This is a genomic window from Natrinema sp. SYSU A 869 (assembly GCF_019879105.1).
GTDB lineage: Archaea > Halobacteriota > Halobacteria > Halobacteriales > Natrialbaceae > Natrinema.
The window spans coordinates 596,525-610,487 of record NZ_CP082247.1 but is presented as its reverse complement, the minus strand read 5'-3'; the positions used below and the strand labels follow the sequence as shown (position 1 = coordinate 610,487).

At 54.4% G+C, this 13,963-nt stretch carries 12 protein-coding genes and 1 pseudogene; 8 read left to right on the top strand and 5 right to left on the bottom strand.

Annotation, left to right across the window (positions count from 1 at the left end; translation table 11 throughout):
- Nucleotides 1–29: 29 nt before the first annotated feature.
- Nucleotides 30–771: pseudogene (locus tag K6I40_RS02790) on the bottom strand (transposase); the annotation flags it as partial.
- 532 nt (nt 772–1,303) lie between these two features.
- Between K6I40_RS02790 and K6I40_RS02785 the strand changes: the two are divergent.
- The 5 genes from K6I40_RS02785 to K6I40_RS02765 all read left to right on the top strand — a co-directional run bounded on the left by K6I40_RS02785 (nt 1,304) and on the right by K6I40_RS02765 (nt 7,736).
- Nucleotides 1,304–2,728, top strand: coding sequence for a PGF-CTERM sorting domain-containing protein (locus tag K6I40_RS02785; protein WP_222912760.1), 1,425 nt, complete (start codon nt 1,304–1,306; stop codon nt 2,726–2,728).
- Between the two features lie 128 nt (nt 2,729–2,856).
- Nucleotides 2,857–3,633 (top strand): ABC transporter ATP-binding protein, encoded by a 777-nt coding sequence (locus K6I40_RS02780; protein WP_222912759.1) that lies wholly within the window; start codon nt 2,857–2,859, stop codon nt 3,631–3,633.
- Complete coding sequence (locus tag K6I40_RS02775) at nt 3,630–4,847, top strand: ABC transporter permease (RefSeq protein WP_222912758.1); 1,218 nt, start codon at nt 3,630–3,632, stop codon at nt 4,845–4,847. The genes K6I40_RS02780 and K6I40_RS02775 overlap by 4 nt, the downstream gene beginning before the upstream one ends.
- Nucleotides 4,844–6,097 carry an ABC transporter permease gene (locus K6I40_RS02770; protein ID WP_222912757.1) on the top strand — a complete coding sequence of 418 codons (1,254 nt, stop codon included), beginning with the start codon at nt 4,844–4,846 and terminating at the stop codon, nt 6,095–6,097. The genes K6I40_RS02775 and K6I40_RS02770 overlap by 4 nt, the downstream gene beginning before the upstream one ends.
- Nucleotides 6,098–6,257: 160 nt before the next feature.
- A complete protein-coding gene (locus K6I40_RS02765; protein ID WP_222912756.1) occupies nt 6,258–7,736 on the top strand; it encodes an amidohydrolase family protein in 1,479 nt (492 codons plus the stop codon).
- A gap of 241 nt (nt 7,737–7,977) precedes the next feature.
- Here K6I40_RS02765 and K6I40_RS02760 read toward each other — a convergent pair whose 3' ends face one another.
- From K6I40_RS02760 to K6I40_RS27755, 3 genes are all read right to left on the bottom strand, one after another.
- Nucleotides 7,978–8,496 carry a metal-dependent hydrolase gene (locus K6I40_RS02760; protein ID WP_222912755.1) on the bottom strand — a complete coding sequence of 173 codons (519 nt, stop codon included), beginning with the start codon at nt 8,494–8,496 and terminating at the stop codon, nt 7,978–7,980.
- Nucleotides 8,480–9,043 (bottom strand): hypothetical protein, encoded by a 564-nt coding sequence (locus K6I40_RS02755; RefSeq protein WP_222912754.1) that lies wholly within the window; start codon nt 9,041–9,043, stop codon nt 8,480–8,482. The genes K6I40_RS02760 and K6I40_RS02755 overlap by 17 nt, the downstream gene beginning before the upstream one ends.
- Nucleotides 9,044–9,170: 127 nt before the next feature.
- Entirely contained in the window at nt 9,171–9,731 is a 561-nt protein-coding gene (locus tag K6I40_RS27755) for a hypothetical protein (RefSeq protein ID WP_255681345.1), read from the bottom strand.
- A 230-nt stretch (nt 9,732–9,961) separates the two neighbouring features.
- Between K6I40_RS27755 and K6I40_RS02750 the strand changes: the two genes are divergently transcribed.
- The 3 genes from K6I40_RS02750 to K6I40_RS27750 all read left to right on the top strand — a co-directional run bounded on the left by K6I40_RS02750 (nt 9,962) and on the right by K6I40_RS27750 (nt 12,343).
- Complete coding sequence (locus K6I40_RS02750) at nt 9,962–10,225, top strand: hypothetical protein (RefSeq protein ID WP_222912753.1); 264 nt, start codon at nt 9,962–9,964, stop codon at nt 10,223–10,225.
- A 666-nt stretch (nt 10,226–10,891) separates the two neighbouring features.
- Nucleotides 10,892–11,434: a dihydrofolate reductase family protein gene (locus tag K6I40_RS02745; protein WP_222912752.1), complete on the top strand. Its 543-nt coding sequence runs from the start codon at nt 10,892–10,894 to the stop codon at nt 11,432–11,434.
- A gap of 717 nt (nt 11,435–12,151) precedes the next feature.
- The gene (locus tag K6I40_RS27750) at nt 12,152–12,343 is read left to right on the top strand and encodes a hypothetical protein (protein WP_255681344.1); all 192 of its coding nucleotides are present in this window, start codon (nt 12,152–12,154) and stop codon (nt 12,341–12,343) included.
- Between the two features lie 181 nt (nt 12,344–12,524).
- On the opposite strand, the gene K6I40_RS02740 is transcribed toward K6I40_RS27750, so the two are convergent.
- Nucleotides 12,525–13,694, bottom strand: a complete 1,170-nt coding sequence (locus tag K6I40_RS02740; RefSeq protein ID WP_222912751.1) for an MFS transporter — start codon at nt 13,692–13,694, stop codon at nt 12,525–12,527.
- Between the last annotated feature and the right edge of the window lie 269 nt (nt 13,695–13,963).

Below are 13,963 nucleotides of genomic sequence, written 5' to 3'. Positions count from 1 at the left end.
CGAGCGGTTTCACGAAATTGATTCCACTAGTGTCGGGAGCAGACAAACGCCTCGTACCTGCCGGCTTGAGACGTGAATTTACCGTCTCGCTCTGACTTCGCTGGCCGTACAACTCAGCATTCAATTGTGCCTTCCAAGCTTTATGGTGTAACAAGCACTCACAGTGTTTGATGAGTAGACGCATCTCCTTTTCTCGAGTTAATGTACAGATCTTCCGATCGTCGTAGCCCTTGTCTCCGAGAAGAGTCGCAATGTCTTCGATATTCCGCTTGAGAAGCGATGGAGCGATCTGCATGTCGTGTTTCTGGTCGTCGTCACATACAGATCGAGGATCACGTTCGTTCTCGTACCAACAACGTGACTTCCAACTGCTGAATTGTTAGCCGCGCCCGCTTCGTATAGTGCTTAGATGCATGACTACGGTCAAAGCCCGAGGCATCGATCTCGCCAACACTGTTCGTTGGAAGGAGCGTGACCGAGAGATTGAGAAACACTCGCCACACAGTCATATTCAAGCTTTGCACAGCGTTGATGGAGCGGAAATCTCGGTGAGCCTGATCGCGTCCCGGATGCGAGGCATCTCAATGAGTTCGTCAAGGAGAGTGCGGTAGGTTGTATTCTTTCGAATTTTGAGACAGAGTAAGACGATGTGCTAGTGGAGCGTGTAGCGTTGTTTCGAGAACTTCGAGGAGTATCGCAAGTCAGCTCGCTGAGTAAATGGAACGCTTGCTCGATAAATTGGAATGATTGCGACTTTGGGAGAGCCTCTATCTGGTCATACTAGTGGTCGAACCTGTAACCCTCCGAGGATTTCAACAGAGCCGAATGGAGGTATCTACTCTTCCGTTTCAGCGCGGAGCATACAAACGGAGCATTCACGATATAGGAGAAAGTCACTCGTGTGGTGATTTAGTAAAATCCCTACGACTTTAGCCGTGGTGAGTGAATCCATTATGCGACTAGTAGCGGTATTTATACATATACTCTTTCATAGAATTTATTAATTTTGAAGAGAACAGAGAAATTGCTTGCCCATATCATGAGACACACAATAATGTTAAAACGATGGAGTGTGTCTACGGGATATATGACGAGACATTCACGACTACTCACCGCACTACTCGTAAGTGCTATGATGCTCCTCGCTCCAGTTGCTGGGAGTGTAGGAGCAGTTGGGAGTACAGGTACTGCGACAGATGTATCGGCAGCAACGGACGACGAATATATTGAGACTGGAGAGTACGTCACAGTCTGGGATCGGTCACTACTCTCACTACGAGCCGATACTAGTGCTGAGGGAGCAGTGACTGCTGACAATCTGTGGCTCGACGCGAAGACACAGCGTGGAGACAGTACCCTGAACCGCGATACGCTCTCTGTCTTCCAAACGAACGAAGAAACGACGCTCTCGTTCGGTGAAGAGGCCGACACGAGTAACTTCGACGACGAAGAGGTTCAGCTCTTAACTGCTTATCTCGAGGGCGATGGCAGCGCTCCGACGACCGGTCCAGCGCTTATCGACGAACTGTCGTCCGGGAACGTTGATTCTCTCAACGATAACATGTCGTTCTCGCTAACGAGTACGACGCTCACTGACGGCGAACTCGACCAGTCCGTCGAGCCGACGGAACCGGGTCACTACATGTACGTACTCGCAACGGGCGATAATCTCGCCGTTGACGACGGGGATGTCGAAATCACCGGCGAGACAACGGTTATTGGTCTCGAGCAAATCACTGCACAGGATAGCCCGTCGGACGTTGATGTTACCGACTCGGCGGAGCCGGGTGACGAAATCGACTTCGATGTCGATGCTACCGAGTTGGACGGTGAATCGTCACATGCCGTCGTACTGTACGACGAAGAGACGTTCACCAAGAGTACGATGACAATCAATATCACCGAACAACTGAGTTCGGACTTCTCGTCCGAAGACGTGGCTATCGAGCACGATATCGCGGATGTCAACGGCATGCATAACGTCGAGGATGACGTCGGCTTCTTCGATCAAAACGTCGATGAGGGAATCGGAACGGGAGTCTCCGAGGTCGGTAACCTCGTTCGATTCATCGGGAACGATGCGGGTATCGATGAGTCGCAGACGACCGTAACCGGTGACCGTCGCCTCGATGCCTCCATTACTGCTGAGGAGGCAGAGACGGAAACGACGATTAGCGTTGAAACGTACGAAAACTGGACGGAAGGCGAGTACCGTTGGATCCACATCGCATCCGGTTCCTCGAGTGACGAACTGCAGACTGCGACTGGAACGATAACGTTACAGGCCGATTCCTCCGGTGGAGGCGGTAATAACGGCGGCAATGGAAACAACGCTGGCAATGGCGACAACGGCGGCAATGGAAACAACGCTGGCAATGGCAACAACGGCGACAATGGAAACAACGCTGGCAATGGCAACAACGGCGACAATGGAAACAACGCTGGCAATGGCAACAACGGCGACAATGGAAACAACGCTGGCAACGGCAACAACGCTGTCAATGGCAACAATGGCGGCAATGGCAACAACGCTGGCAATGCCAACAGCGCCGTCAATGTTAACAACGCTAGTAATGGCAACAACGCTAGTAATGGCAACAACGGCGACAATGGCAACAACGGCGACAGTGACGGTGATGTAGAAGATACCGTTCCCGGCTTTGGGACCCTTGTGACTCTCGTCGCCCTCTTGTCCGTTGCACTGCTCTTGGGTCGGCAGCAAAACTAAGCCCTTCTTCTTTACCGATCATCTCCGAACAGGCAACTGGGAGACGAATTTCAGACAGAGCTACTGCAGTCTGGTGTGAACAATCTATATTCCAAACAGCTAATTACCTGTAGATACGTGGCTGGCGTATGGCTGGGTCCGCCGCTTCGCACAGTGATACGCCTTCTCCTTCCGCTGTTGTCACAGCGACTGACGTGACGAAAACCTACACGAGAGGTTCGGAACCTGGACGGATTGCTCAGGCGCTCGGACGTTCAAATCCCCCAACAGTCCGTGCGATTGATTCGATCTCGCTCACCGTTCCGGAAGGTGAAATCGTCGGGCTTGCAGGACCGAGCGGAAGCGGAAAATCGACGTTACTACATCTCCTTGCCGGATTAGAACAGCCGACTACTGGGACGGTCTCGTTTCGTGAAACTAACCTCGACACACTCTCGTCTCGTGAGAGAACTCGCCATCGACTCGAACACATCGGTATCGTCTTTCAGCGGTTTCACTTGCTTGACTCTCTGTCAGCTCGCGCAAACGTCGCCCTCCCATTAGTCGAACTCGGTATTGGAAAGCGACAACGTCGTCAACAAGCGACTGAGTTACTCGAGCGAGTTGGACTCGGAGACCGCATCACGCATCGTCCAGGAGAACTCAGCGGCGGGGAACAACAGCGTGTTGCAATTGCCCGTGCGCTCGTGACGGATCCAATGCTTGTGATCGCCGACGAGCCAACTGGTGAACTCGACACGGAAGCTGGGCAAAAAGTACTCCGAGAGTTCGAAGGCGTCGCAGAAAATCGGGCTGTCGTCCTTGCATCACACGACCATGAGACACTCGAAATATGCGATCAGTTGATCCATCTCCGTGATGGAGAGGTCACTGACCGTACAAAGCAGGAAAAACTGACACAATGAAGCTCCGTCGGACTCTCATCCGGTGGATCGGGTTTATCGCCGTTGGGATCCGTCGAACGGCGTCACGTGCGACCGATACGGCCCGTCAACGGGTTCGATTTAGCGGGATCGGAGTTGCCGCTGCGATTGCATTGTTGATCATGGTCACGGGCCTCGGTGTCGGTCTCGCTACTAGTACAACCGTCTACGACGATGAGATCGATTACTGGATCGTTCCCGATACGGATAGTCCACAATCACCGCTGATCGCGACTGACAACACACAGTTCAGTTCCGTTCATGAGACGAACGATCGTATCCGTGAACACGAGGGCGTTGATTCATCGACACCAGTGTTATCACAGATACATCGGGTCGAAGCGAATGGGACATCCGAATATATCCTCGTCGTTGGCGTCATAAACACACCCGAACTCGATCGGGTTTCTGGGGTTGATTCGAATTCGCTCACACCACACGATCCGCACTACAGTAATAGAGAATATAACGGCAAATGGACTGGTGAGGTCATACTGTCACAGGGCGCAGCCGATCTCCTCACTGTCTCTTCTACTGATCCGGTAACGATCGCTGGAAACAACTCGTTCGCTGTCACAGCTATCAACAATCAATCGCGCTCTGCCGGTGATGTTCCAACAGCACTTGTTCAACTGAGTGAGTTACAACATGTGACTGGCTCTGAGACCTATGATCAGGCGGACCAGTTCGTCGTTGGAACGAACTCACCAACCGTTCAGAGCGATCTCGAAGAAATCTATCCACAGTCGTCCGTTCAATCACGTGGTGAAGTCGCTATGAGTGAAACACTCAACTCTGATTTGTCATTGGCGCTTGCGCTTACTGCGCTCATCGTGTCGCTTTCTATTGGGACGCTTTTTGTCGTTACAACATCAGGGCTTGAGATCGTTGCGGATCGACAGCAATTAGCGATCCTGTCCGCGATGGGTGTTTCGGTCAGAAGCCAGTTACGCCTTGTCGGGACACAGACACTCGTACTGACTGGTGCCGGCGGGCTGGTTGGCACTATCGGCGGCCTCATTGGGATTCGAGTAATAAATGCCATTGCGGTCAGGACAATAACTACTGAACCGATTGCGATCTCACATCCCCTGTTTGTGGGCTATGGAATCGGTGTTGCACTACTAGTCGGACTGTTCTCATTGCCATTTCTGTTAGTAGTCGCACGCCGTGTTTCGGGTGGTGTTCCGGAATGATTCGGTGGATTCTCAGCCGGAGCGATGTCTATATCGCTCGGATTCGGACTGCTGGAGCGCTTACCGTTGCGCAGTTCCGCCAGCAGAAACTCCGGCTCATATTAGCGGTTATTGGTGTTTCGCTTGCCGTCCTCGCGATAACGCTACTCGCCGGAACCGGGGTCGGTGTTCTGGAAACAGGCCAACAACAGTTCGATGCAGCCGATCGTGACCTCTGGGTTACAGCAGGCGACACACGAATAACGTCCGCAGGCGGTGGTGGCTTCGAAAATACTCTGTATAATTCCCGGAATATTTCTACCGAGATAGAATCGCGTGAGGATGTCGCCGTTGCAGTACCATTAGCGTTTGAAACCGTATACGTTAGTACTAACTCCAGTGATGATTTCCAGACATTCGTTGCTACGGGAACATCACGCGGTGGGCCTGCCGTACAGGTAACTGAAGGTGAACAAATTCGCGGAGATCCTCATTACGCGAACGGAACGTATGAGGGAGAAATGACGAATGAGGTCCTCATTGATGAAGAGACAGCTCGTGATCTCAACGTTACAGTCGGCGACACGATTCACGTGGGAGGATCACTGGCTGCTGCCAGAGAAAACGAGTTTACTGTCATCGGGATCTCTCCCACCTTTGAACAGATGCTTGGAACACCAACGGTGACGATACCACTCAGTGAACTCCATCAGATTACGGGGGATACGGAAACTGAACCAGCTACCTTCATCACGATCAATGTCGAGGACGATGCAGATGTCGATGCCGTTCAACAGGACCTAGAAGAATCATATCCTGACTACGAGATTCGATCGAACCAAGAACAACTTGCAGCCGTATTGGAAGAACAGGTGGTCCTCTTCGCGGCTGCAGGAACGCTCATCTGTTTAGCGCTTGGTGCAGGAATCACACTAACGATGTCCCTTCTTTCGCTTGTGATCCACCAACAGCGCCAGACATTCGCAGCTCTCAACGCACAAGGCATCTCGTTCACACTCCTTGTTTCGACAGTCGTCGGGCAAGGATTTATTATCGGGGTTCTCGGTGGTGGACTCGGTTTACTACTTACTCCACCTGCTGTCGTCCTCCTCAATCAACTCTCAGCAGCCGTTGTTGGCTTCGAAGGTCTTGTCCAAACTGCTCCCTGGATTTACCTGAGTTCCTTAGGAATCGCCATTAGCGTTGGAACAATCGCTGCAGCTATTGCTGGATGGCGCGCGAATCGTACACCGCCATTGGAAGTTCTTTAGTTGAATTGAGACGCTATATCCTTCCTTAGCGAACGGCGCCAGCTGTGGAAGTAGAATGACGTAGAGACACATTGTGAGCTTCTGGCATCCATCCACCGATGGTTGGTTCCGAACCAACTCCTATTCCGCCTCACCCTGAACCACGATACGCAGAGCCGCTATGAAAAGACCCAAAGATACCGACAGTCCCAGTGTATCGAGACGAAATTACATCTCACTTGGGAGCGCAACGGCATTGTCCTTCGCTTCCCTCGGGAGTGCTGAAGCGACCGATCGACCGAAGAATTCTGGTCAAAGGAGAGAAACAAACGATCGAATTATCATCAAGGATGGGACGATCGTTACGGTCGATTCAGACCTCGGCATCCTCCGTGATAGCGACGTTCTCATTGAAGACGGAACGATCGAACGGATCGAACAATCGATCGATGAGCCGGCCGCCGAAATCATCGATGCCGGAGACGCAATCGTTGTCCCCGGATTCATCAATTCACATCTCCATACCTGGCAAGCGGGCGTTCGCGGCGTTGCAGGGGACTGGTCGTTCTCCGAGTATCTGGACACGATGCTTGGAGAGATCAGCAGTCACTATCGCCCCGTCGACGCGTACCTCGGGAACCTCTTTGGTGCTGTCGAACAGCTCAACGCCGGGACGACGACAATTCTGGATTGGTTCCACATCGCGAATTCACCGGCTCACACGAACCGCGCGATAGACGGCCTCAAGGATGCCGGTATCAGGGCAGTGTTCACCCACGGTCCGCCAGGAGATGACAGTGCGACATGGTGGGAGAACAGTACGGAGCCGCATCCGGACGACATCCGTCGGCTGCACCGCGAACGCTTCCCCACCGGCGATGGGCTGCTCACGCTGGCGATGGGGATTCGTGGTCCGGACTATTCAACGGACGAGGTCGTCACGCACGATATTGAGCTCGCTCGCGAACTCGATATTCCGGCCTCGATGCACATTGGGTCACTTGGCGGTGGCGGTGTAGAGATGCTCGAGGAGCTTGGCCTCCTCGGCGACGACCTCAATTACGTCCACACGAACCGACTCACGCAGGAGGAATTCGAACTTATCGGCGACTCCGGTGGGTCGGTGTCGATTACACCCGAGGTCGAAATGCAGATGGGGATGGGAATGCCGGCGCTTCGAGAGACGCTTGATGGGGGCGGCATCCCGTCGGTCGGCGTCGATATCGTATCGAACGTCAGCGGTGACCTATTCACTCAGGCGCGGACAGCACTACAGGTCCAACGGGCGCTCGACAATCAGCCAACTGTCGAACAAAACGAGCAGATCGAAACGGTCTCCCTGCCTGCCAGACGCGCACTTGAACTCATGACGATCGACGGAGCCCGGGCACTCGGACTTGACGACCAGATCGGATCGCTGACGCCGGGCAAGCGGGCAGACGTTACGCTCATTCAGACGGACGATATCAACACATCACCGGTTCACGATCCTGTCGAGACGGTCGTCTTCCAAGCGGGAGTCGCGAACGTCGATACTGTACTCGTCGATGGTGAAATCGTCAAACGAGATGGCGTACTGTACAACGAAATCACAAAGAAACATCGTGATCGGCTCGTGAAGTCAGGTCGGCAGATTCTTCGAGAGAGCGGCCTTCAGTAAGTCGCAAAATCCCTTTTCTTTGCACTGAAGAGCATCAATTCGGGAGGACTGGTGTGTATCCACGCAATATTTCGGCCGCAACCACGACCAGGGATGTCACTCCTGAAGCGATCGTTGCCATCACCAAGGGTGATATACCCGTCCTCACGAAAAGATACGGCGACACTGATCTAGACACCGGAGTCCCAGTCACGGTTGACGAGACAACGTGCCGTGTCGGATCTGTTGGCGAGCTGGTGACCTACGCTGACCGCTCGTCTCGTCGTTCACTGAGCCGCCGCTTGGCTGCCCAGACGAGTACCGCACACAGCCCGGAAACGAGTGCTGGCCAGCGGTCAGTACTCAGATAGAGTCCGCCCGACGGCGGCCGGAACTCGGTCAGCGGCCAGAACGCGGCGTAGGAGTACCCCGTCGGCGTCATGAGGCCCAGATCAAGGACGTGGTGTGACGCTGCGCCGATCGCGACGAGCACGATTGCGTCCCGTCGGTACTCGGGTGCGAATAGGAGCGAGCCAAAGAGGGCCACGACGATCGTCCCGCCGAGAACGTGTAGCGGCGCCCATGAGAAGGGAATGCCGAGCAGGTATCCGATGAACCCGTCCGGGAACATGAGGTCGATCTTCGTGAAGTCGGGCGAGAGCGCGCCGATCATCACGAGCGTCACGTGCGCTCGTCGTATCCGCTCATACCGAATCGACAGGAGCGTTCCGATGACGTACCCGACGATGACGTGCGTGAGGACATCAGGCACCGCGATCACCACCGCTTGCGTCCCCTCGAGTCCCAGGGATCACGTCTCGGAGCGAAAGCGGACCGTCCCGCCGGACGAACGCAAGCTGGCCGCGATCGAATCGCCAGTCACGGACGAACCGGCTGACAACCCAGAGTCCGCCGACGAACGAGACGAAGAGCATGTACGCCGTCCCGGATGCGTTGCCGACCGTCGTGCGGTCGACGACGAGGGTCGACTCATCCTCGAGGGTGCCGAACGCGGTCACGCGATCACCCCGCTCGAGGGCCATGTCCGAGTTCTGGAGCTCCTCGTCCGCGTTTGCGAGGGTAAACCTGCCGTAGCCGCTAGCTCGAGTCGCGATGACGACGGGTTCCGTATCAACGACGCGACCGCCAATGGCGACCTGCTCGCCCACGTAGGCTTCACGGTTCGGTGTCACCTCGACTTCGTCAGGATGACCGCTCGTCATCAGGTCGGAGGGAACTGCGCCCGCCCACAACACGAGTCCGGCCAGAATGGCGAGGAGGACGACGCCTGCGGCGAGACGTCCACGTTGGCCGAAAGGTTCCTGCATGCCTCTCTAGGGACGTCCCGAGCGACAAGAATAGTTTTCGTGTTCGTGACGGTCACCAATCGGGCTCAGTCGGTGTGCTCGATAGTAGCCACTGAAAGTCACTGCACGATGACTCAGTCACCTATCGTCAGTGACTGAGTGTCCCATCCGGAGAAGGAACCAGTCCTATACGAATCTCGAGATCGGCACGCCGAAGATGCTTACAGCCGTCGTCTGGCTGGCGGTGTGCGAAATCTGGACAGCTACAGGTCTCCCTCTCGATGTCGACCTCATAGGTATTCCCGCTCTTACTCTCGACCTCGTAGATCGAACCCACCGTGGCGAAGCGGATGTCTATCTCCTCGCTCAACACACGACGTGTTCGTGGGTCGTCGATCGAGTAGCCACCTGCCTCGAGTGGAGTCGGTGGTACTGGTGTTTCACACGGGTCTCTGAACTCGTCGCGACGATTACGTTCTTGGCCACAGTTCCGACAGCGCCAGTAGCGTGTGCAGTACTCGCAGCTATCGGTGAGATCGAGATCGTATGGTGTCGGTTCCCTGCCTGGTAACCACTTGTCAATGGCGATGAGTTCGCGCCCGTTCAGTCGAGCGACGCCACTGGAATACCTCTGCTCTCGGTCAGTGGTGTCGCCGCGATCGTGGTGGTGCTCCTGCTGCTCGTGATGGATTGGTCGATCTATACTCATGGGTACTCTCGAGGCACACGTCGTCGCGCCTCACCCGTCAGGCGCGAAAAGGCAACTCAGATTTTAGGTCAGGGAATCGGTTGTGAGGAGACAATTCTGAATAGGATCTCAGTCCTAGTTTGTTCGAAGGAGCACTCCAAGACCGTTTGGTACCTCCCAGAGTCTGGCCTATACCCGTTGAGGGGTATTCTTAAGCAAGTCGATAGCAAAGAGTGGAGTACGAAGTCGCGATGAATGATCTCTCTGATCCACGGCCACCGCTTCCAGAGTGGATCTTGAACGCGTACGATGTCCTTTGTACTCACAGTCTCAACTCGGCTGAGCAGGAAGACGTCCAGTCGATCCCTCGAGAGCAAGCGATCGAAGTTCTCCACAGTACTGATGAACTGGCCCTCAAACCCGAGGACGCGGCCCATGCACTCTCCCGGTTGATCGAGCGAGGCTACTTTTATGAGGTCGACGGCGACCTTCGGGTGACGACGCCGGAAGACTAACTCACGCTCTTCGAAGCACAATACTGGATTTGGAACGTAATCGCATCTCGGTTTCCGTAATCGTTCCTTCACCGATATCCGCTGGATCGGTAGAAAACTACTCGCCTTCGCGTTGATTACGACAAGAGGGAGTTATAGAGAGTTCTCATACTCTCTGTGCGGGCACCCGACGAATGATAAGTATAGGCGAAGGAATTATCGAAACCCCTTCCCGGTCAGTAGAGGGTGCGTGTGGGTCAGAAGAAGACAGATGCGCCATCAACTGAAATATGAATTATAAGTAACACAAAACAGCTCTACCACCATTTCGATGAGTGGGCGCGGGATCTATCGCGTATCCAACACGCTGCTTTCATCGGCGTCGTATCCACTTCGTCTTCCTGCTTGTTGGCGCATTATTTGGCGAAAACGTGACCCTCAAGGCCTTCACAATGGCTATCCTATTTTACGCGTTCAACCCTAATCAGCAAACATAATATCTTTTTACCTTCGATAGGAATGAATCACGATTGAATAGTGAGAGGAAACGTACGCACACGTGGTTACCGAAGCAGCGTTCGATCTCACCAATACCTATCAAGAACAACGTGCTGGATATAGAGGATGTATCCAGCATTAAGATTTGGCTGCTAATCTTAATGAGGATCAGAGTCTATAATACGTCACATGAGTGCAAGTGGAATCACACTTTACATCGCAACGAGCGTGGACGGCTATGTTGCCGACGCGGAGGGTAGCGTTGACTGGCTAGAAGAGTTTCAAGCAGAGTCAGATGGCGACGAGGATGTCGAGGGGTTTTCCGAGTTCTTCGAGACAGTGGACTGTCTCGTAATGGGAGCAACGACCTATGAACAAGTTCTCGGCTTCGGTGAGTGGCCATACGGCGACAAGCCAACGTACGTGTTTACCCACAGAAGCCTCTCACCCGCAACCGAGGCAGTACGGTTCGTTAACGGAGAGATAGCCGATCTTGTACCTGAACTCAGACAGCAATACAACCACGTATGGGTAGTCGGGGGTGCACATCTCGCACAATCATTTTTCCAAGAGTGCGAGATCGACGTGATCCAACTATCATTCATCCCGATTCTCTTGGGAGGGGGAATACAGCTGTTCTCGGGTGAATATGACGAACAGAGACTGCGTCTGGTCGATACGACTACACACAACAGCGGAATCGTAGAACACCACTATGAGGTAGCCAACTAGGACTGCATATTGTTGATTCGCGCTCCGTATTCAGCACACTCTACCAACATCACCAATAATTGACAGGGGTAACAGCGTTAGGTTCGCACACGTACGTGCCGGCTGGTTCACCAGAAGATAACTGAAATCAGTCCTTGAGAATAGTTCTATGGCACCCTCTACGACAATCCAAAATATGCGGCAGCGGTGGTCTCAATCGGCGTCGATGGCCGAGTATTCCTCAGAGGTCAGGTGACGCGACTCGACAGCCACACGGCGCCGCGACATGCTCCATCGGACCGCGTGTGTGTACCAGAATCACTGCTTTCCCACAATGCGGACACGACGGCAGCGACCAGTCTTCCTCCTCTCCTGATTGTGTCTTCTCGCTCATAGCCACCTCGAGCGGCGACTGTCTGGATCGACGGCTACTTGAGTGCGATACGACTCTCGTGCGGGACGTTTATATCCCGTTAGAAGTAAGCGAAACATGGCTTGCAAACCCTTGCGGGTTGGAAGCCACGTCTCGGGTGTCCTAGCACCCGGGACATTTCAACGCATGCCCCCGCGACGAGGTGGAGCGCGGCTTCCATTTTGATTAATGATACCTAGTTACTTATAGCATTGGGATTATCTCTCGAGAGAAACAGGTCGGCACCAATCTTGCTTGGTGATTCCTCACCGGTATTCTGACCCTCATGCTCTGATTTATATCCGATCATGCAGCCAATGGGGGCGATGCCTGAATCTAGATATAGAGATGATCTTCTCATCGCTGTCGCACTGACTGAATTCACCGTTCAGTACGAGCAGGCTGATCCCGAACTTGCTGAACATGCGTGGCAACTGGCTGCTACCCGTCTCGTCGATCACGATAGTCGGCCCGCTAGTGCTATCGAAGAACTCGAGATTGGAACATCAAGAGAATAGTTGGCTGATCAGAGAATCAAATATACATCATCAAACAATAGTCCTCTGAACGCTATTCTGATGAGAGCTACCGTTCAGTACAGGTGATGCACTGATCGATCTGTGCTTCACTGCATGTTTCTTCCGTCCGAGTTGCCTCTCGAGCTCAGTTACCGTCGGATAGACTGCGCCCGGGACGCTATCAGTGGCCGGTGGCCGGTTCCGGTTCGGAGAACCGAAAGTCACTGAACCGACCCAGCAGTACGACGAGTCCGACGACGACGGCGAGTGCGCCGAGCAAGAACGGAACCGTCGCGGCGTAGTGCTGGCTGAGATATCCCGCCGTAATCGGCGCGAACGCACCGCCGGTGAACCGGAGACTGTTGAACGCCCCCGAGGCCGCCGACCGGCTGTGGGACGAAATACTCATCGCAAGCGTCGATAAGTTCGCGTTTAAGATTCCGCAGAAGAGCCCGCCGACGATGACGAGTCCGGAGAGCGCCCCGCTGTTTCCGCTCGAAAGCCACATCAAACACAATATCCCCGCGAAGGCGGCGAGCGCGCCACCGGTGACCTCGGGTGTTCCGAACCGCCGGTTCAGGCGGGGCGAGAGGACGGCCGAGCCGACGATCACAAACAGCCCCCAGGCGAAGAACACGAGGCCGATCTGGAGCGTGCCGAGGCCGAGGATAAGCGGAGTGTAGGCGAGTAACGTGAAGAAACCGAACGTGTAGAGTAAGCCGATTACTGCGTTCGTGAGAACGCCCGTGTGGCGGAACGTACCGACGATATCGCGAACACCTTGCTGGCGTTCGGCGTCCGGTTCGGTGACCGTGGCGACGACGAAACCGAATGCGATAATCATCAGGATGCTGGTCCCTGCGAACGGCAGTCGCCACGACTGCGCGCCGAGCAGGCCACCGAGGAGCGGCCCACAGGCGATGCCGAAGCCGAGGGATGCCTCGTAGAGCGTAATCGCTGTCTCACTGTTCCCGGCGGCCACACCGACGATGATGGCGAGTGCCGTCGTGGTGAACAGCGCGTTCCCCAACCCCCAGAAGCCGCGAAGAACCGCGAGGGATTCGATTGTCGACACAAGTGAACAAGCCCCTGCGAAAACGGCGACGATTGCAATCCCGAGGAGCATCGTGTTTTTGCTCCCGATTCGCGTGGCGAGCGCGCCCGCGAACAGATTGGAGAGACCCATCACTAGGAGGTAGCTCGTGAACAGGAACATTACCATGAAGTGGGACGCTCCCATCTCACGCGCGATACTGGGCAGAATCGGATCGACGACCCCGATTCCGAGGAAGGATACGAACGTTGCCAGTGCCGTCGCGAGGACGGCTGGGTGGAAATCTCGAAGACCCATGCAGTGTAGGCACTCTCTCGCACGTAAGAACCTATCGGAAATATTATAAGTATGTGTTTAGCATACCACGGGAATAGGTTCTCACATCCTGCTGGTCAACAGATGCGGAGATCGATCCCCCAATCCATGGCTATTGTGACAGTAGCACGGTATTTTCAGGTGACTCTCTTGGGGAACGACCGTTCAGTAGGCATACGCACTTGCCAACCTATTCGTCTCAATATAGACTGAAGTCGTTGATGTCCAAGAACACTTCTCAAAAACGTCGA